Annotated in this window: 17 protein-coding genes; 11 read left to right on the top strand and 6 right to left on the bottom strand. The window is 36.8% G+C overall.

All coding sequences use genetic code 11. The features are described from left to right. Positions 1 to 3 precede the first annotated feature (3 nt). The 4 genes from AC00Y6_RS07925 to AC00Y6_RS07910 form a co-directional block, all read right to left on the bottom strand. Positions 4 to 1,446 carry a hypothetical protein gene (locus AC00Y6_RS07925; RefSeq protein WP_474490080.1) on the bottom strand — a complete coding sequence of 481 codons (1,443 nt, stop codon included), beginning with the start codon at positions 1,444 to 1,446 and terminating at the stop codon, positions 4 to 6. Positions 1,447 to 1,556: 110 nt separating this feature from the next. Next, positions 1,557 to 2,576, bottom strand: a complete 1,020-nt coding sequence (galE, locus tag AC00Y6_RS07920) for a UDP-glucose 4-epimerase GalE (RefSeq protein WP_474490079.1) — start codon at positions 2,574 to 2,576, stop codon at positions 1,557 to 1,559. A 220-nt stretch (positions 2,577 to 2,796) separates the two neighbouring features. Next, complete coding sequence (locus AC00Y6_RS07915) at positions 2,797 to 3,264, bottom strand: transposase (RefSeq protein WP_474490078.1); 468 nt, start codon at positions 3,262 to 3,264, stop codon at positions 2,797 to 2,799. 27 nt (positions 3,265 to 3,291) lie between these two features. After that, positions 3,292 to 4,428, bottom strand: a complete 1,137-nt coding sequence (locus AC00Y6_RS07910) for a DegT/DnrJ/EryC1/StrS family aminotransferase (protein WP_474490077.1) — start codon at positions 4,426 to 4,428, stop codon at positions 3,292 to 3,294. 116 nt (positions 4,429 to 4,544) lie between these two features. Between AC00Y6_RS07910 and AC00Y6_RS07905 the strand changes: the two genes are divergently transcribed. After that, entirely contained in the window at positions 4,545 to 6,158 is a 1,614-nt protein-coding gene (locus AC00Y6_RS07905; protein ID WP_474490076.1) for a S8/S53 family peptidase, read from the top strand. A 45-nt stretch (positions 6,159 to 6,203) separates the two neighbouring features. Here AC00Y6_RS07905 and AC00Y6_RS07900 read toward each other — a convergent pair whose 3' ends face one another. Beyond that, entirely contained in the window at positions 6,204 to 6,707 is a 504-nt protein-coding gene (locus tag AC00Y6_RS07900) for a thioredoxin family protein (RefSeq protein ID WP_474490119.1), read from the bottom strand. A gap of 124 nt (positions 6,708 to 6,831) precedes the next feature. Here AC00Y6_RS07900 and AC00Y6_RS07895 point away from each other — a divergent pair, with 124 nt between their 5' ends. From AC00Y6_RS07895 to AC00Y6_RS07885, 3 genes are read left to right on the top strand one after another with little or no spacing between them, the layout of a single operon-like run. After that, positions 6,832 to 7,710 (top strand): lysophospholipid acyltransferase family protein, encoded by an 879-nt coding sequence (locus tag AC00Y6_RS07895; RefSeq protein ID WP_474490075.1) that lies wholly within the window; start codon positions 6,832 to 6,834, stop codon positions 7,708 to 7,710. After that, complete coding sequence (locus AC00Y6_RS07890) at positions 7,711 to 8,685, top strand: glycosyltransferase family 2 protein (RefSeq protein ID WP_474490074.1); 975 nt, start codon at positions 7,711 to 7,713, stop codon at positions 8,683 to 8,685. It begins immediately after the preceding gene. Between the two features lie 6 nt (positions 8,686 to 8,691). Next, complete coding sequence (locus tag AC00Y6_RS07885) at positions 8,692 to 9,246, top strand: 3'-5' exonuclease (RefSeq protein WP_474490073.1); 555 nt, start codon at positions 8,692 to 8,694, stop codon at positions 9,244 to 9,246. 95 nt (positions 9,247 to 9,341) lie between these two features. Here the strand turns inward: AC00Y6_RS07885 and apaG are convergent, their stop codons facing one another. Then, entirely contained in the window at positions 9,342 to 9,725 is a 384-nt protein-coding gene (gene apaG / locus AC00Y6_RS07880) for a Co2+/Mg2+ efflux protein ApaG (RefSeq protein ID WP_474490072.1), read from the bottom strand. 156 nt (positions 9,726 to 9,881) lie between these two features. On the opposite strand from apaG, the gene purB reads away from it, so the two are divergent. The 7 genes from purB (at position 9,882) to AC00Y6_RS07845 (ending at position 19,260) form a co-directional block, all read left to right on the top strand. Further along, positions 9,882 to 11,309 carry an adenylosuccinate lyase gene (gene purB, locus AC00Y6_RS07875; RefSeq protein ID WP_474490071.1) on the top strand — a complete coding sequence of 476 codons (1,428 nt, stop codon included), beginning with the start codon at positions 9,882 to 9,884 and terminating at the stop codon, positions 11,307 to 11,309. Between the two features lie 143 nt (positions 11,310 to 11,452). Further along, a complete protein-coding gene (locus tag AC00Y6_RS07870; protein ID WP_474490070.1) occupies positions 11,453 to 15,148 on the top strand; it encodes a phosphoribosylformylglycinamidine synthase in 3,696 nt (1,231 codons plus the stop codon). 112 nt (positions 15,149 to 15,260) lie between these two features. Then, the gene (locus tag AC00Y6_RS07865; protein ID WP_474490069.1) at positions 15,261 to 15,962 is read left to right on the top strand and encodes a DUF3667 domain-containing protein; all 702 of its coding nucleotides are present in this window, start codon (positions 15,261 to 15,263) and stop codon (positions 15,960 to 15,962) included. A gap of 19 nt (positions 15,963 to 15,981) precedes the next feature. Continuing rightward, a complete protein-coding gene (locus AC00Y6_RS07860) occupies positions 15,982 to 16,914 on the top strand; it encodes a GLPGLI family protein (RefSeq protein ID WP_474490068.1) in 933 nt (310 codons plus the stop codon). A gap of 89 nt (positions 16,915 to 17,003) precedes the next feature. Beyond that, the gene (locus tag AC00Y6_RS07855) at positions 17,004 to 17,576 is read left to right on the top strand and encodes an RNA polymerase sigma factor (protein WP_474490067.1); all 573 of its coding nucleotides are present in this window, start codon (positions 17,004 to 17,006) and stop codon (positions 17,574 to 17,576) included. Next, positions 17,560 to 18,405, top strand: coding sequence for a hypothetical protein (locus AC00Y6_RS07850; protein WP_474490066.1), 846 nt, complete (start codon positions 17,560 to 17,562; stop codon positions 18,403 to 18,405). The genes AC00Y6_RS07855 and AC00Y6_RS07850 overlap by 17 nt, the downstream gene beginning before the upstream one ends. A gap of 48 nt (positions 18,406 to 18,453) precedes the next feature. Further along, complete coding sequence (locus AC00Y6_RS07845) at positions 18,454 to 19,260, top strand: DUF4097 family beta strand repeat-containing protein (protein ID WP_474490065.1); 807 nt, start codon at positions 18,454 to 18,456, stop codon at positions 19,258 to 19,260. Positions 19,261 to 19,275: the final 15 nt, after the last annotated feature.

Raw genomic sequence — 19,275 nt, 5'->3', positions numbered from 1 at the left:
TGATCATTTTTCACAATCGCATTTTTTACGTCGGTGCCTTTTCATATCGTTGTCCCAGAACGGATAAAGTTTGACTGCCAAATAAACCGAAGCCGCATGAAGCTTGTTTTGTTTAAAAAGAACCGGAAAAATATTTTCGCTGCCCAAGATAACAGGTCCTAATCGTAAATAACCACCAAACTGCAGGTTTTTATAATCCACAAAAGATGTAGAAAACCCATACGCCAAAGCATTCTTCTGGATGCTGTAATTGGCATTGATGATATTGCTCCTTTTTATACTATTCTCAAAAACAGGCATTCTCTGAATCCAATTAAAGTTGACAAAATGATTGGCTTTGATTTTTTGGCTGTAATTGATATTAATGGCAGTCGGCAATCCAATCCTGAATCCCGTTCCTGTGAAAGAAGCATCCGCATTGCCGTAAGCCTGTTCGCTCAGCATCCTGAGAAATTCTTCCGGGCCATCGTATTTTCGATTTTCTAATTCTGGGTTATTTTGTAACCAAACAGTATTCCCTTTAAAATAATGGTTGCGCCCAGACTTGAAGTTGACAAACCCAAAATCCGTTACATTAAATGCGACTTTGTAATTATATTCATCATCATTTTTGTCTTTGTCCAGCATGGCAATCCCTAAATCCAAACCAACACCGCTACCGTTTGGGCGCGGTTGATATTGGTTTTTGTCTGCATTGTAGCCGGTACTGTAAGAAGCTGCCAAATCATATCCAGATGCATAGATATCCTTATTTGGATTCTCTGGATCTACCGAATCTTTCGCGGTAAGCGTAATGTTTGATAAGCTTTTGATATTCGCAGCATCCAGCCCGATTTCGTATTTTAAATTGGAACCGATGATCCATTGTTTTTCGGAATCTGGGAAGATTTCGGTAGCAAGGTTAAGACCAACTTCTGCCCAGTTCATTGCCGAAGTATGTAAAGGACTCATCTCAAATGTGACAGGTTGGGAAACACCTTGATTATTAAACCGCAGATAATTATCCAATCCCAAAAGTGAAGTTTGTGTCCTGATTCTGCTAAACAAGCCCAATACATATTTTCTGTCTCCAAGCTTGGCAGTCATAGAAAATGATGGACCCAAAATATCGGAATTAAGACTAAGGTTTGCCAGATTTTTGTTGTAAAAATCCATAACATTGGACTGATTCTCACCGGTCACATTTTCACGATGATTAGCTATTTTTATATTTGCTGAAAATAACCCAAGCAGACTCTGCTTTGAGATAAAAGCATAATCATTTTGAAAAAAAAGATCAGCAGAAACAAGATTAATGTCCCAAGGATTTGGGTTGAGATAACTTTGCGTTGGCGATAAAACAACACTATTAATCCCAGAAAAACGGTCATTGGAAAACGTAAGATTGTTTTGTGCGAAGATCGCAAAACTTACATTAAGGCAACATAAAAAAAGTAACTTTTTCAAAACCATCCACTATTTGTATTTAACAAAAAAACAGTGCTAAATATTATAATCGAAACAAAAAAAGGTGAAGTAAACGATACTCCACCCTCATTTATTTAATATTGAGAAAATTATATTTCTCTAGATTTCAGGTATTTTTGCCATTCCCAAGTTGTTTTCAATGCCTCTTCCAAAGACGTATCGGATTTCCAATGGAGCTCTCTTTCCGCCTTGTCTGCATTGGCATAAGCAATGGTAATATCACCTTCCCGCCTTGGGCAGATCTGGTAAGGTACGCTGACATCATTGGCTACTTCAAAAGCCTTTACCACTTCCAGTACCGAAGAACCTTTTCCCGTGCCAAGGTTGTAAATTTCCAAGACTGTTTCTTCTTCAGAATTCATCAGTTTTTGTAGTGCCGCAACGTGAGCCTTGGCCAAATCCACAACATAGATATAATCCCGTACTGCTGTACCGTCTTCTGTAGGGTAATCATCACCCCACACACTCAGTTTTTCCCTGATTCCCGCAGCCGTTTGTGTGACATAAGGCACCAGATTGTTGGGGATCCCGGCAGGTAATTCCCCCAAAAGAGCCGTTGGATGTGCACCAATAGGATTAAAATATCTTAGAAGACAAACCTTTTTTTGATAAGCTCTTGAGAAATCTTTAAGGATATCCTCACCCATCTGTTTGGTTTTGCCATAGGAAGATTCTGCTTCTTTCAGTGGTGTGTTTTCGTCAATAGGCATCTCGTCTGCCTGGCCATAAACCGTGCAAGAGGAACTGAAAATAAAGTTGGAAATATTTCTTTTTTTGAATTCCTGCAGGACATTAATTAAAGAAAAAAGATTATTCTCATAATAATCCAGAGGTTTTACCATGCTCTCTCCCACTGCTTTATAAGCTGCAAAATTGATACAGCCTTCGATGTTATGAGCATCAAAAACCTGAGCTAAAAGTTCTTTCCTTTTAAGGTCGAACGGGTAAAAAACAGGGCGTTTCCCTGTGATTTCTTCGATATTATCAAGGATAAATTTCTCCGAATTGGAAAGGTCGTCAACGATAACGACATCAAAATTGTTGTTGATTAATTCTACAACTGTATGCGACCCAATATAGCCGAGACCGCCTGTTACGAGTATTGACATAGTTTTTTGTTTGCATTTTGACAAAGTTTAAAATCTTTGTCAAAGTTTTAGGTTAATTTTTTTTATACTTATAAACTATGTCAAAGTTTTATTTGCTTCGCAAAACTTTGACAAAATGTTTAATTCAAATTCTTATTTCAGTTTTATGACAGAATTTAAAATTCTCCAAATCATCAAATAAACATATAACTTCCGTTCTTTTCAAACTTGTTTCTGAGCCTCATATAATGGCTCGATAAGACGAAAATTTGTAATTCTGAAAATTATCTGCATTTTGATGGATATAAACAATCAGATTCTTCAAATAGTCTTCGGCATCAATTTCGATTCGTTTAAAAGGCGATTCGAACAAACGACCTGTTCTTTGATAAACATTGTTAAAAGCTTGGGTATAACTGCTGATTAGTTTTCCGATAGATTTGCTGAAAACCGATTCTTCCGAGTGTAAACCTTTTTCCCGAAACTGATTTTCAAAATTAATATCGGATTTTGGTTTCAGGATAAAATGAAAATGATTTGGCATTAGGCAATAAGCATAAACATCAAAAACAGACAGGATATACTTTTCTGTCTTCCGAAGAAAAAAAGAAAAATTTTCATCATTCAGAAAAACTCTTTTAGAATCAATTCCTCTGTTGAAGATATGATAAAACTTATCGGTTTCTAATATGCATTCTCTTATTTTCATTCGGTTAAGCTAAACTTTGTCAAAGTTTTAAAACTTTGACAAAGTGAAAAACTCAAGGACAGAATCTGTAATATAGGTCAGCTGTTCCTCATCAAGCTCGGTGTGCATTGGCAATGAGATAACCTGATCCAGCAATTGGTCTGTATTGATAAAATCCTTTGGATCGCTCTCCTGGTAGTAGGCTTTTTGTTTCCTAAGCGCCACCGGATAATATATCATCGCCGGGATTTCTTTTTCGGCCAAGTATTTTTGTAATTCGTTTCGTTGTCCGTTCAGTATCCTTAGTGTATATTGATGGAAAACGTGCGTAGAATTTTCGGCTCGTTCCGGTGTACGGATGTTGTTATTGCCTGCAAAAGCTTCATCGTAGAAATCTGCGGCTTTCCTGCGCGCCTCGTTGTAAGCATCCAGATTAGGTAATTTTTTTCTCAAAATAGCGGCCTGAATACTGTCTAGCCTAGAGTTGACGCCCACTTCGTCATGGTAATATCGCTCATACATCCCATGATTCACAATGCCGCGAATCCTGTGTGCCAGTTGGTCATCATTGGTAAAAATAGCACCGCCGTCACCATAGCACCCCAAATTTTTGGAAGGAAAAAAAGAGGTTGTCCCAATTGTTCCCATAGTGCCGGATCGTTTAATCGTTCCGTCGGAAAACTCGAATTCTGCACCTATAGCTTGCGCATTATCCTCGATAACATAAAGATTGTGTTCTTTGGCTATTTTTAGGATTTCCTCCATATTGGCGCATTGCCCAAAAAGATGAACCGGAATAATAGCTTTAGTTTTTGGTGTAATAGCCTTTTTAACAGCTTCTGTATCTATTGTGAAAGTATCATAATCCACATCTACCAAAACCGATTTCAGTTTAAGGAGATGGATGACTTCTACTGTAGCAGCAAATGTAAAATCTGCTGTAATCACTTCGTCGCCTTCTTTAAGGTCTAAAGCCATCAATGCAATCTGAAGTGCATCTGTCCCGTTGGCACAAGGGATGACGTGTTTAACAACCAAATAACTTTCCAGGTCGGACTGGAAGGATTTCACTTCCGGGCCATTTATAAAAGCTGCAGAATCCATCACATTCAGGACTGCATTATCCACTTCGTTCTTAATTTTATAATACTGGCTTTGTAGATCAACCATCTGGATCTTTTTCATATGCAAATATTTATTTTGTGCTGTCAGCTTTGTATTTTAGCTTGTTTTATCAGCAAACCGTTTATTTTGTAAATTTACATTTAATTATTTTGTTTGAAAAATCTAAAGTCGGAAACGTGAGAAAAATTTTTACCATATTAGCAGCAAACCTATCGTTGTTTGCTGCGGCCCAAACTGAACTGGTTTTTGTGTTCTTCAAGGATAAACCTAGCAAATCAGTTTTTTATAATAATCCATTATCTGAGCTGAGCCAAAAATCCCTGGATCGAAGGAATAAACTTGGCATAGACCTCACAGATCAGGACGCGCCTATAGAAGTGAGTTATATTCAGAATATTAAAAATTTGGGGTTCACCGTGACGGACTACTCAAAATGGCTGAATGGCGTAGCGGTTAATGCGACTGCGAGCCAGATAACACAACTTTCAGGGCAATCTTATGTAGACCATGTTGAGAGTTTCGTAAGAAATCCTGACGGCGGCGGAAAGCGAAGCCAAAAAATCAATAAATTTAAACCGAAGAATGGTGATATTGAAGGAAGAGATGCACTTGCCAATTTTAATTATGGTAACAGTTTGTCCCAGATCAACCAGGTCAATCTAAGGGCTTTGCATGTTGCGGGATATACTGGCTCGGGCATGGCTATTGCGGTGATTGACACGGGATTCCCTTATGTGAACACGGGAAGTGCTTTCAAAAGAATGCGCGATAATGGACATATTAAGGCTACTTATAATTTTGTTTCTAAAACTTCCAATGTTTACAGCACTTCTCTCAATTCTCATGGTGCTATGTGTCTGGGCATTATCGGCGGTTATATTGACGGTACTTTTGTTGGCACTTCGCCGGATGCCGATTTTTACCTTTATGCTTCAGAAGATGCAGCCAAGGAGATCCCAGAAGAACAGCTCTATTGGATAGAAGCCGCAGAAGAAGCCGACAGACAAGGCGTTGACGTCATCTCTACATCATTGGGATATTCGGAATTCGATGACAGTCGTTATGACTATACTTACCAAGATATGAATGGGACTACAACCTTTATTTCCCGCGGTGCACAAATAGCGTCAGAAAAAGGAATCTTTGTATTGGTAGCTGCGGGAAACGAAGGTCAGGATGCCTGGCATTACATCTCTGCCCCTGCGGACAATGCTAAAGTTTTTTCAATTGGCTCGGTTACATCATCGGGCAATGCTTCCGGTTTTTCTTCTTACGGTCCCAATTCTGCAGGTCTAGTAAAGCCAGATGCGGCAGCACGAGGAACCAACACTTATTACGCTTATAATAATAGCTCAGATTATGGCAGCGGAACATCTTTCGCAACGCCTCTTGCGGCAGGTGGTGTAACCTGCTTGCTCCAGAGCTATCCGTCATCGGATTCTCGTGAGCTTATAAAAGACAGGCTCCGCCAAAGCGCATCATTATATCCCAATACATCTTCCCAGATGGGCTATGGGATTTTAAATTTCTATAAAACTTATCAGACTTACCTTGGCACTAATGATCTGACAAAATCAAAAATTATGGTCTATCCAAACCCTGCTAAAGATTTTGTGATCATTAAGTCTTCAAAAAAAGTGGAGTCAGTTTCAGTATATGATTATTTAGGAAGGCTTGTAAAAATCGAGAATCAAAATAAAATAGATCTATCAAAATTATTAAAAGGCAACTATCTCATTAAAATTAAGACTAAAACTGGAGAATTAATAGAAAAGATTGTCAAGGATTAAAATATAAAAAAAGGATGATCGCTGAGATCATCCTTTTCTTTAAAATTAAGATTTTTTGGGTGCCCAGTCTTTAAAAAAGGCTTGTACTTTTTCTAGGCTGTATCCACTGCCCTCTTCCAATACAGAACTGTCTTGGGTATGGATCTGCTGACCATTGGCATCCAGAATTATGAACACAGGATAACCAAATTTTTCCCCCGGGTTGCCATATTTGGAAAATACTTTTTCATTCTTATTTTCTGGCGACCAATTAAGATGATAATAGATATAGTTTTGATCTACAAAGCTTTTAAGTTCTGGTGTTTGCTGAACATAATTATTGAACCTAAGGCACCAGATGCACCAGTTGCCTCCTGCCTGGATCAGGACATTTTTCCCTTCTTTCTTAGCTTGCTTCACAGCATTGGCAATATCGGCTTCAGCGTTTGCCTCGGGATGGTAAGGTTTTGGCAGTCTTGCTTTTTCTTCAGCTGCCGCCTTCTTCTTGGCTTCAATTTGTTCTTTGCTAAGCGTGGGCTGTTGAGACTGGGCATAATTAAGAGAAAACATTAGTATCCCTCCTATCATTAAAATCTTATTAACCGATTTTCTCATATTTTGTAATTGTAATTATCATCAAAGTTAAACAAATATCCCGACAATAATCAGTATATTTGCCAATAACCATTATCCATTGAATCAATTTTTATTTAGTCTTTTACTTCTGATTTCCCGATTACCACTCAGGATTCTCTACTTTTTCTCAGATATTGTATTTTTTCTTAATTACTATATTTTTGGTTACAGAAAAAGCACTGTATTAGAAAATCTTAGAAATGCCTTCCCGGAAAAATCTGAAGCTGAAATCAAGGGTATTTCCAAACGTTTTTTTTCTAACTTCTGTGATTACCTTGCCGAGATGCTTAAGGCTTTTACCATTTCTGTCACCGAATCTAGAGTTCGGATGCAACATCTTAATCAAGACGTTTTTCACCAGGCAAAGGCAGAAGGTAAAAATGTAATCATGCTCTCTGGCCATATTTTTAACTGGGAATGGTACAACGCTCTGGCCACCGTTATTCCACAGAAAGACTGTCATCCTGTTTATCGGAAAATGAACAGCCACTTTTGGGAAAGTAAAATAAGACTAATCCGTAATCGTTTTAATAACAAATCACTGGAAGCCAATGAAGTGATTAAACATATTTTCCGAACGCCAAACAACGGCGATTCTGCTTACATGTTCGTGGCAGATCAAACGCCACATGTCTCGCATGTCAACTATGGTCTTAAGTTTCTTAACCAGCGCACGCCTGCTTTTGTAGGCTATGATAAGCTCTCTACAAGAATGGATTTGGCATTTATCTTTTGCGAAATGAAGAAGGTTAAACGGGGTTTTTATCAGGTTAATTATTACCGCATTTATCCTGAGGGCGAGAAGTTTGTCGAGCATGAAGTGGTGAGGAAATTTCATAAACTGCTGGAAAATACGATAAAAAAAAGACCTGATAACTGGCTTTGGTCTCACCGCCGCTGGAAATATAAGGATGCCATCAAAAAATATGACGAATAAATGACAGTTGCTGTTGCTATATTAAATTGGAATGGGAAAAACTGGTTACAAACATTTTTACCTTCGGTCATCCGGTATTCTCAGGATGCGGAGATCTATGTGATTGATAATGCTTCTACAGATGACTCTATTTCGTTTTTAAAGTCTGATTTCCCTTCGGTTAAAATTGTTCAAAACACTTCCAACTCAGGATTTGCCAAAGGTTATAATGATGGGTTAAAAACTATAAAGGCAGACATTTATTGTTTGTTAAATTCTGACGTAGAAGTTACAGAGAATTGGATTGATCCGGTTAAAAAGCTCTTCATTGAAAATCCTGACATTGCCGCCGTTCAGCCAAAAATCCTTGATTACAATCAAAAAAACAAGTTTGAATTTGCTGGTGCCGGTGGCGGATTAATCGACAATCTGGGTTACCCATATTGTCGGGGACGTATTTTTGACGATATAGAAACCGACAATGGCCAATATGATGATGAAACCGAAATTTTTTGGGCTTCCGGGTGCGCGTTGTTCATCAGATCCCAGGATTTTTGGAGTATGGATGGTTTTGACGAAAGATTCTTTGCCCATCAGGAAGAAATCGACCTTTGTTGGAGACTCAAAAATGCTGGGCGGAAGATCTATTACACTGGAAAATCAAAAGTCTACCATGTTGGTGGCGGAACATTAAATAAGCAAAATCCTCAAAAGACATACCTCAATTTTAGAAATAATTTAACCATGATGCTCAAGAATTTGCCTGCAGCAAAAGCATTTTTTATTCTGTTTTTCAGGTTGTCATTAGACGGTGTTGCCAGTTTTTATATGGCTTATCAAAACGGATGGCAACATCTTTGGGCTGTTTTTCTCGCACATATGGGCTTCTACAGTCAACTACCAAAATCGATTCAGCTGAGGCAAAAACATCAGATTGATCCCTATTATAATTCTAAATGGTTGATTTTTAGACATTTTTTGGGCCAAGGTAAATAAATGGAGATGGATTTTATAGCATTAGATTTTGAAACCGCCACGCACGAGAAAAATTCCGCCTGCGAATTGGGGATTTGTATTGTAGAAAATGGCCAAATTAAGGAAACCAAATCATGGCTTATCAAGCCACCGTCTTTTCCTTATTTTAACCGTCATAATGTGGCTGTTCATGGCATTTTGCCGGAAGATGTACAGGATGCTCCCACTTTTGATGATGTTTGGTATGAGGTAGAAAGCATGATGTACGGCAATCTTTTAATCGCTCACAATGCGGCTTTTGATGCCGGCGTTTTGCGTGGCTGCCTGGATTATTATGGATTTTTCAAACCCAACATCAACTATCTTTGCAGTATTGGTATCGCCAAAAAAGCATGGAAAGATCTCAAAAGTTATGGACTTCGGAGCTTGGCCGATCATCATCAGATCAGTTTTAACCATCACCGTGCAGATGCAGACGCAGAGGTTTGTGCGCAGATTTCCCTGTTAAGCTTTGAGAGATTGATGATTACAAGCAATGATGAAATCAACGACGTTTTCAGTAAACGGATTAAAATTTTGTAGAGTATGCTGTCAACTTTTTCTGCTGATAACTCCAATTTGTGATTCTGAGGCTCTCGAATAATCCAATTCAATTGAAGCTCAGCGTATATTAAATATTAATTACTCAAAACTTCGGAAACCAAATTGAATTTTGGGATTTCAACAGAAAAATGATCTTTGTCAGGTGATTCAAAATTGTAAGAGCCTTCCATATTGCCAACCCCGGATTTCAGGATAACATTGGAAAAATAACTGAAGGTTTCTCCACTTTCCAAAACTGGCGTAAGGCCAATAACGCCGGCACCTTCTACCTCGGTAAATCCAAACCCAAGATCGTAGATCATCCAGCGTCTTGTCAGTAGTTTCACCGGCATATTCCCCAAGTTTTCGATTTCAATATTATAACGGAAAACAAAGCGGTTTTCGGAAGGATAACTGTTGTAATTATCATACGCGGTTGTCACACTTACCTTGATTTGCGATGTAGTTTTTGATACCATTCCGATTAGATTTTGTGGTGAAAATACAAATATCCCGCCGAATTTTTGATTTCAAAATGATGAATTAGTTAAATCCACCTCTACTTTTTAATTTGATTTTATGCAATGAGTTAATTTTCTTAATTTTGTGTATCTAATAAAAGTAAAAAGTAATAAATGAATTCCTACAAAAATCCATTGGAAGAGCGCTATTCCAGTGAAGAGATGCTGTTTAATTTTTCGCCTGACAACAAGTTCAGAAACTGGAGAAAACTCTGGATTGCCCTTGCCGAAATAGAAAAAGACCTTGGTCTAGACATTACAGATGAGCAAATCACTGATTTGAAGGCCAATGCTGAAAATATTGATTATGACGTTGCGGCAGCTTATGAGAAAAAATTCCGTCACGATGTGATGGCTCACGTTCATGCTTATGGTGATGTAGCTCCTTCAGCAAAGGGAATTATTCACTTGGGAGCAACTTCGGCGTTTGTAGGAGATAATACAGATTTGATTCAAATCCGTGACGGACTTTTGATTTTGAAGAAAAAGTTGGTGAACGTGATGAAAAATCTTTCTGATTTTGCGATTCAGTACAAAGACCTTCCGACTTTAGGATTTACGCACTTCCAACCAGCTCAGTTAACGACCGTTGGAAAAAGAGCAACACTTTGGTTACAAAGTTTAGTCCTAGACATCGAAGAATTGGATTTCTTCTTGGAAACATTGAGATTCAGAGGAGTAAAAGGAACAACTGGAACTGCTGCGAGTTTCTTAGAGCTTTTCAACGGAGATTATTCTAAAGTAAAACATTTAGATAAAGAATTGTCAAAAAGATTCGGTTTCGAAAAAGTTTTCGGAGTTTCCGGACAGACTTACGATAGAAAAATCGATGCTAAAGTTGTGGCTTTATTGGGGAATATCGCGCAATCTGCTCATAAATTTACTAACGATTTACGTCTTCTTCAAAATTTGAAGGAAATTGAAGAACCATTCGAGAAAAACCAAATCGGTTCATCGGCAATGGCTTACAAGCGTAACCCCATGAGAAGTGAAAGAATCGGAGCATTGGCAAAATACGTCATGTCTTTGACGACAAGTTCTGCAATGGTCGCTTCAACACAATGGTTTGAAAGAACTTTGGACGATTCTGCAAACAAGAGATTAACAATCCCTCAGGCTTTCTTAGCTGTTGATGCCATCTTATTGATTTGGAATAACATCATGAACGGAATCGTAGTTTATCCAAACAGAATCAACAAACATATTAGGGAAGAACTTCCTTTCATGGCGACAGAATACATCATCATGGAAGAGGTGAAAGCTGGTGGTGACCGTCAGGAAATCCACGAAGTGATCAGAGTTCATTCTATGGAAGCTTCTAAAAAGGTAAAAGAAGAAGGTAAGGAAAACGACCTTATCGAAAGAATCCTTAATGATAATTCTTTAAAACTAGATAAATCAAAATTAAAAGAGGTTCTGGATCCTAAAAATTTCATCGGTTTTGCACCAATTCAAACGGAAGAATTCATTGCTAATGAAGTTCAGCCGATTATTGATGCTAATCAGGATTTGATTGGCCTGGAAGCTGACCTTAAAGTGTAAATATTGTGCAGTCTTTTGGGCTGCACATTTTATTAAAGTCAAAAGCTCTGGTTGTAATTCCTTAGGAATATCAGTAAATATAAAACTGATTCTGAGATGACAATTTTAAAACAAAAATAAATCTAATAAATACCTGACATCTAATGTCTCAAAACAAAAGAATTTTCGTAGAAAAAAGAGGAATTTTCGATGTGGAAAGTCCAAAAATTTTTGATGAAATAAAAGCAGTCGTTCCGTCAATCCAAAGCGTAAAAGTGTATAATGTTTACGATATTTTTGGTCTGAATGACGGCGAATTCGAAAAGGTGGTTAATAGCACTTTCGTGGATCCGGTTACGGATATTTTAATCGAAGAAAATCCTGCAAAGGAAATTCATTTCGCATTAGAATTTTTACCGGGACAGTACGATCAGCGTGCAGATTCTGCTCAACAGTGTATCGCTTTATTGACTGGGAATGAGAAATCAAAAGTTCGTAGCGGTAAGTTAATAGAAATAAAAGGAATCAATGATACCGATTTAGTCAAAATCAAAGATCTTTTAATTAATAAAGTGGAGTCTCAGGAAAAAGATTTATCAATTTTGGATATTCCTGCGGAAGAAACACCATCAAAAGTGATTATTCACGAAGGTTTTAATTCGTTTAATTCGGATGAATTAGAGCAATTTTATATTTCTCACGGTTTCGCATTAGGGTTGGATGATTTGAAATTTATTCAGGAATATTTTAAGTCGGAGCAAAGAAATCCTACAGAAACTGAACTTAAAGTTTTGGATACCTATTGGAGCGACCATTGCCGTCACACAACATTTGAAACAGAATTGTCAAATATTGAATTTGAAGGTGATTTCAAACAAACTTTACAAACAATTTTTGACGATTATATCGAGAAAAGAAAATTCTTAGGACGCGAATTGAAACCAATCTCTTTAATGGATTTGGCGACCGTTTGCGGAAGATATTTCCATAAAACAGGCAATTTGGAGAACTTGGTGGTTTCGGATGAGATCAACGCTTGTACGATCCAGATTGAAGCTGAATATGATGGTAAAAAAGAACCATGGTATTTATTATTCAAAAATGAAACGCACAATCACCCGACAGAAATTGAGCCTTTCGGAGGGGCTTCAACGTGTTTAGGTGGTGCCATCAGAGATCCTTTGTCTGGGCGTTCTTTCGTTTTTCAGGCGATGAGATTAACAGGTGCTGCTGATGTTTTAGAATCTGTAGATCAGACTTTACCGGGTAAATTACCTCAAAAAACAATCACAAAACAGGCTGCCAACGGATATTCTTCTTACGGTAACCAAATCGGTTTGGCGACTACAATGGTTTCTGAAATCTATGATGAAGGCTACAAAGCGAAAAGAATGGAAGTTGGTTTTGTTGCCGGAGCGGTTCCTGTGGATTGGGTAAGACGTGAAAAGCCTGAAGCTGGCGATTCTATTATCATTTTGGGAGGTGCAACGGGTCGTGATGGTGTTGGTGGAGCAAGCGGAAGTTCGAAAGAACAAGACGAAACTTCAATTCACACGATGAGTTCGGAAGTTCAGAAAGGAAATGCCGTGGAAGAGCGAAAAATCCAGCGTTTATTCAGAAATCCGGAAGTAACGAGATTAATTAAAAAATCAAATGACTTCGGAGCCGGAGGTGTTTCTGTAGCGATCGGCGAAATCGCTGATTCGTTGGAAGTAAATTTGGACGTTTTACCTTTAAAATATGAAGGTTTAAATGGAACTGAACTAGCTATTTCCGAATCTCAGGAAAGAATGGCGGTTGTAGTTGAACCAAAAGATAAAGAACAATTCATCAAATTCTGTGAAGCTGAAAATATTGTAGCAGTTGAAGTTGCAAAAGTAACAGATTCAGGAAGAATGCAGATGTTCTGGAAAGGCGATAAGATTGTTGACCTTTCAAGAGAATTTTTGGATACAAACGGTTGTTTAAAAAGTCAGGAAGTTAAAATTACTCACCTTAATGAAGTGAAAGAAGAAAGTCCTGCATTTAATGAAGAGAATTTCTTAAACATATTAAGCGATAAAAATGTAGCTTCCAAAAAAGGTTTGCTAGAAATGTTCGATTCATCGATTGGTGCAACTACGGTTGCGATGCCTTTAGGTGGAAAATATCAGCAGACATTGATGGAAGGAAGCGTTCAGACATTGCCAATTATCGGAGCAAAAGATATTGAAACAGTTTCTTTGGCGAGTTGGGGATTCGATGCAGAGATTTCTAAGCAGAATTCTTTGTTGGGAGCTTCTTATGCCGTTGTAGAAAGTGTTGCGAAAATCGTTGCGATGGGTGGCGATTATAAAAATATCAGATTCAGTTTCCAGGAATATTTTGAAAAATTAGGTCAGAACCCTGAAAAATGGGGGAAACCTTTAGCTTCGCTTTTAGGAGCTTACGATGCCCAGATTAACTTCGGTTTAGCTGCAATCGGAGGTAAAGATTCAATGAGTGGAACGTATCAGGATTTGAATGTTCCACCAACATTGATTTCTTTCGCCTGTGCTGATGGACAAAAGAAAAATATCATCTCTCCTGAATTTAAAGGAGAAGGAAATAAAGTGTATTTCTTCAATCACGTTGCTCAGGAAAACGGACTTCCGAATTACGATGCTTTAAAAGAAACTTTTGAATTCATTTTCGAAAACATCAAAGCTGGAAAAATAGCTTCTGTGAAAACAGTGAAAGAAGGCGGAGTTGCCGTTGCTTTAGCAAAAATGAGCTTCGGAAATAGATTAGGCGCTGAAATTACAGTTGATGAAACTGCTTTATTAGCTAAAAATATCGGTAGCTTGATTATTGAATCTAAAGAAGAATTAGGTTTTGTAAACCTGAAGTTAATCGGAGAAGTTAGAGATTCAAATGTTATTAAAATTAATGGTGCTGAATTTGCCATTGAAAAATTGTTAGCAGCTAACACCAATACGTTTGAGAATCTTTTCCCAACGGTTGAAAAAGAAAAAATCACGGTTGCATTGGATGAAAAATTAAATTCTATCAATCCAAGAAATATCATCATTAAAAAGCACAGAATCGCTCAGCCAAAAGTATTTGCACCGGTTTTCCCAGGAACAAACTGTGAGTATGATACGTTGAATGCATTTGCAAAAGAAGGAGCTGTGATCAGCAGTTTGCCATTAATCAATATCAATCACCAATTATTGGATGAAAGTATTGATGCTTGGGTTGAGGAGATCAAAACTTCTCAGATTTTGGCTTTCTCAGGAGGCTTCTCCGCAGGTGATGAACCGGATGGTTCTGCAAAATTCATTGTGAACGTTTTGAAAAACGAAAAAATGAGAAATGCATTACATGAATTATTAGACAGAGACGGAATGATTATCGGTATCTGTAACGGCTTCCAGGCGTTGATCAAATCCGGGTTGCTGCCTTACGGAAGAATCAAAGATTTGGATGAAAACTCTCCTACTTTGGCTCATAACGCTATCAGAAGACATATTTCTCAAATGGTAAACGTGAAAGTTGTTAATGACGAATCGCCTTGGTTAAAAGGAATGAAAGATCAGGTCTTTACCATTCCGATTTCACATGGAGAAGGTCGTTTTATGGCTTCTGAAGCTGAAATCCAGAAGCTGTATGAAAACGGACAGATTGCCACGCAATATCTGGATTTAGAAGGAAATATCGCTCACGGAATGCCATTTAATCCAAATAATTCATTGTTTGGAATTGAAGGGGTTACCAGTCCTTGCGGAAAGATTTTCGGAAGAATGGGACACCCAGAGCGTTTTGCAGAAGGTTTGTTTAAAAATATTCCAACTGCGAATTACCACAACATCTTCAAAAACGGAGTCGAATACTTCAAATAAAAATATCAAACCTCATAGATTACCTTATTCTATGAGGTTTTTTAATAATGATTTAACAAATAAGTTTATATTTTTGTAGCAACTACAATTAGAAAAAACAAACCTTTAACCAATGAACGAAGAACATTCTTCTGAGCCTAAAAAAGAAATCAAAAGAATTGACGCGAAATACATATCGCACGAGATACAGCATCTTTTACACTTTGACAAAGGTTTTCCTTTTACTTTCAAAGAAGTTTTGATTCGACCGGGAAAAGCTGTCAGAGAATATCTTGGAGAGAATCGTGAAAAATATGTAAAACCAATTGTATTTTTGGTTTTCTCAGCGGTTATTTATACCTTAATTATCCACTTTTTTCATATTGAAATTTCAGTTTTCAATGTAAAAGGTTTTGGAAAAGCATCAGAATGGCAAAAAACTCTTGATACTGAAGTTATAAATAATTGGATTAATTCTCATCTATCCTATTCTGCGATGTTAATTGGATTTTTTATGGCATTATGGACAAAGCTATTGTTTTACAAAAAAGGCTATAATATTTTTGAAATCTTTGTATTACTCTCTTACATCTTCGGTGTATTTTTTATTTTTCTTTTGTTTTTTTTACTGATAGGAAAATCAACTGGATTATTAATCTTTTCTCAAATTGGTGCGTATATGGGGCAGATTTACATAGTATTTGCTATGGGACAATTTTTTGGAGGAAAAAAAATAATCAATTATGTAAAAGGATTTATTTGTTTCTTTTTAGGAATGCTAACTTATAAATGTAGTTTGGTTTTACTGGCTTATTTGATACATTTATTTAAATAATATTATAAAAAAATAAAAAATGACTGCTAGTGGCGGTCATTTTGTTTTTCTAAGACAAATTGCAACATTCTTTACAGTATTGCATCTTAATAATAGTACCATCAAAAACTATTATATGAAACCCAAACTATTATTAAGCTTATGTACATTGGCATACTCCCTCGCAATATATTCCCAGTCATATAAAATCATTTATGACTTCAAATGGAAAACAGAAGAACAATCAAAAGATTACAATACGGAGTTAACCGCTCTATTAAAAAATGAAGAGAATTCTTATTTCGAATCATTGGCAAAATTTAAATATGATTCCATAAAAACCAAACTTGTGGATGAAGGAAGCAGAAGTTTTCCGAGTCCAAAAGTACAATGGAAATTACAGCCATTAATTTTTAAGGATTTGAAATCTCAAACCACAATTACGGAAGAAAACTTTTTTGACAAAGTATATCTAACGACTTACAAATGCAAACCAATTTGGAAGATTCAACAAGATAAAAGTAAGTTATTCAATTATAGTGTTCAGAAAGCTGAAACGGATTTTGGTGGCAGAAAATGGATTGCGTGGTTTACTAATGAAATCCCGATTAGTGATGGGCCTTACAAGTTTTTTGGATTACCGGGACTGATTCTTAAAATATCCGATTCGGAAGAAAATTTTATTTTCGAAATCAAAGGACTTACCAAAGAACAATATAATATTGAAGGCCGAAATGCTCACGATTCCAAAGTAAGCCTCACGCCTAAAAAGTGGGAAACATTTTGGAGCAAATATCAAAAAGACCCGTCGATGATTTTTGCCAATCTCAATTCTCCTAATAATACTTTTACTTATGTCTATCACGGTTTGAGCGTGGATAGCAAAGAAGCCAAAGAAATTTACAACAAAACAGAAAAAGAAAAAATCGATATTTTTAAGATACCTATAGAATCCAAACTCTGTGAAGAATAATTAAAAAATCAGAAAAAAATACAAAAAACTGCAACATTTGGAAATGGTTTGCGTCTACTATATAGAACCAGAAAAAAACGAATAACTTTTTGACGACAAAAACAGAAAATATCAGTGATAAAGAATTGTTGGAGCGGTGCAGTTCCGGGGACAATTCTGGGTATTCTCTACTCTACCACCGATATTCTAAAGCTGTTTTCAATTCCATCTATCGTCTTGTTAATGACAGGGAAGATGCAGAAGATATTCTTCAGGAGGTTTTTGTGAAAGCATTTTCTGAAATTAAATCCCTGAAAAATGCAGAAAGTTTCGGAGGTTGGATTAAAAGAATTGCCATTAATCAATCGCTCAATTTTCTCAGGAAAAATAAAATCTATTTTGCTGAGATTGATGAAGAGAAAATATTAGATATTAATGACGAAGAGCTGGAAGAAAAGCTAGAGATGGAATCTCGGGTTAAAGAACTTCAGGAAACTATTGCCGAATTCCCGCTGCAGACCAGAACGATTGTTAACCTTTTTCTGTTCGAGGAAATGCCACAGGAAGAAATAGCAAAAATCCTCAACATACCGCACGGAACGGTGAGGAGCTACTATCACCGTGCTAAAAAGAAAATATTTGAAAAATTAAGTCCAAAAGACCACAATGAAAGATCCGCTTAAAAAATATATAAAAGACCATCGAGAGGAATTTGACAACCTTGAAGTTCCTGACGAAATGTTTGACAAAATAATGTCCAAACTGGAAAGTCCTACGCCATGTGTTGGGAAAACACGATCGTTATTTTCTTTGAAAAATTGGGCAATCGCCGCTTCGGTTACAATTATTTTAAGTTTAGGAATTTTTAATCTCTGGCCAGAAAAAGAAAACGATAAAATGCTGGTTTCAACTCAACAAACTCCGAAAAAAGTAAATGAAATTATTGACAATATTCCAGTTACTCAAAAAGATTCGGAAATAGAACAAAAACAGATTGATAGCAAACATACAACGGAAAAAATTATAGCAAACCATTATTCTGATCATCAAAATAAATCAATTAAAGACCAGGATTTTGTTCCAAATGTTAATATAGAAGACAAAAATTATTTTGACAAAACAACCGTGATAGAACTGATAGATAACCAATTTTCCGCCAGTTCCAGATTACAAGGAATAGCTTTGGTAAGGGATTTTTCTTATTATGACACAGAAATAATCAATCTCCTTTCTCAAAAAGCCATCTCAGATGAAAACACCAATGTAAGATTAGCTGCAGTTTCAGCTTTGGAAACACAAAAACAAAATCCCCTTGTAAATGGTAAAATTCAGCAAATTTTTGTGCGCCAAAATGACCCGATGGTGCAGAAAGAATTGATCACTTTTTTGGCTGAAAAAAAATCCTCTGAGCTTAGCGCAGAAGTCAATAAAAAACTTGTAGCTCTCACCCAGGATCCCACAACAGTAGCCTTTGTAAAAGACGAAGCCTATGCTGTTCTAATGAAATATTAAAAGCTTTTATTTAAATAAACTCAGTAAATTATTAACAAATTAGACATTATGAAAAACAAGTTATATCTAATCATTTTGGCTTTGATGACAGTTTCTTTCCACGCACAGGATAAGACCGATCAAACCATTACAACAAAAGAAAATACCAAGACATATAAAGTCAAAAAGAACAAAGGAAAATTACTCGTCAACCTTGGAGCAGTAACGGTTGAAGGTTACAAAGGCAATGAAATTATTTTCTCTTTGGAAGGCAGAGTTCCCGCAGAAGATAAACGTGCAGAAGGTTTGCAGGCTGTCAATTCGTTGGGACTTATTGATAATACCGGTCTTGGAATCAATGTTTCTGAAAAAGACGGTATTTTGGAAGTTAATCCACTGAAAAAAATCTCAGCGCCATCCATCAAAATTTTAGTTCCTGAGAATGTGATCGTTTCTTTCAAACATCAATCCCAATATGGCGGAAAAGTGGTTTTTAAAAACATGCAAAACGAAATCGAGATCGCTTCAACTTACAACAATGTACAGTTAGAAAACATTACGGGACCAGCTACTGTAAAATCTATTTATGGAAATGTAGAAGCGGTTTTCAGCCAAAATGTGAAAGGTCCTTTATCTATTATTTCGGTTTACGGACATACAGATGTCAGCCTTCCAAAATCGGTAAAAGCCAATCTGAAAGCGACAACGTCGTATGGTGAAATCTATATTTCCCCGGATTTTAAAATTGAACAGGAAAAAAAATCAAGCGATGATTTGGTTCGTTTTGGGAATGATCTTGTCGGAAAAGTGAATGGCGGCGGAACGGATATAGAACTTCGTTCAGATTACAGTAAAATCTATTTGAGAGCGAAATGAGAAAGCTGATTTTTT

The organism is Epilithonimonas sp. (genome assembly GCF_056329745.1).
Note: the sequence above shows the minus strand (reverse complement) of the source record. Positions and strands in the feature narration are given on the sequence as shown.

What these genes read in the sequence shown, in the direction of transcription:
- apaG (WP_474490072.1), bottom strand. Translation starts at nt 9,725, where the DNA reads ATGGTATCAAAAACTACATCGCAAATCAAGGTAAGTGTGACAACCGCG.
- AC00Y6_RS07860 (WP_474490068.1), top strand. Translation starts at nt 15,982, where the DNA reads ATGACTGCTAGTGGCGGTCATTTTGTTTTTCTAAGACAAATTGCAACA.
- AC00Y6_RS07885 (WP_474490073.1), top strand. Translation starts at nt 8,692, where the DNA reads ATGGATTTTATAGCATTAGATTTTGAAACCGCCACGCACGAGAAAAAT.
- AC00Y6_RS07900 (WP_474490119.1), bottom strand. Translation starts at nt 6,707, where the DNA reads ATGTTTTCTCTTAATTATGCCCAGTCTCAACAGCCCACGCTTAGCAAA.
- AC00Y6_RS07910 (WP_474490077.1), bottom strand. Translation starts at nt 4,428, where the DNA reads ATGAAAAAGATCCAGATGGTTGATCTACAAAGCCAGTATTATAAAATT.
- AC00Y6_RS07845 (WP_474490065.1), top strand. Translation starts at nt 18,454, where the DNA reads ATGAAAAACAAGTTATATCTAATCATTTTGGCTTTGATGACAGTTTCT.
- AC00Y6_RS07865 (WP_474490069.1), top strand. Translation starts at nt 15,261, where the DNA reads ATGAACGAAGAACATTCTTCTGAGCCTAAAAAAGAAATCAAAAGAATT.
- AC00Y6_RS07915 (WP_474490078.1), bottom strand. Translation starts at nt 3,264, where the DNA reads ATGAAAATAAGAGAATGCATATTAGAAACCGATAAGTTTTATCATATC.
- galE (WP_474490079.1), bottom strand. Translation starts at nt 2,576, where the DNA reads ATGTCAATACTCGTAACAGGCGGTCTCGGCTATATTGGGTCGCATACA.
- AC00Y6_RS07870 (WP_474490070.1), top strand. Translation starts at nt 11,453, where the DNA reads ATGTCTCAAAACAAAAGAATTTTCGTAGAAAAAAGAGGAATTTTCGAT.
- purB (WP_474490071.1), top strand. Translation starts at nt 9,882, where the DNA reads ATGAATTCCTACAAAAATCCATTGGAAGAGCGCTATTCCAGTGAAGAG.
- AC00Y6_RS07850 (WP_474490066.1), top strand. Translation starts at nt 17,560, where the DNA reads ATGAAAGATCCGCTTAAAAAATATATAAAAGACCATCGAGAGGAATTT.
- AC00Y6_RS07890 (WP_474490074.1), top strand. Translation starts at nt 7,711, where the DNA reads ATGACAGTTGCTGTTGCTATATTAAATTGGAATGGGAAAAACTGGTTA.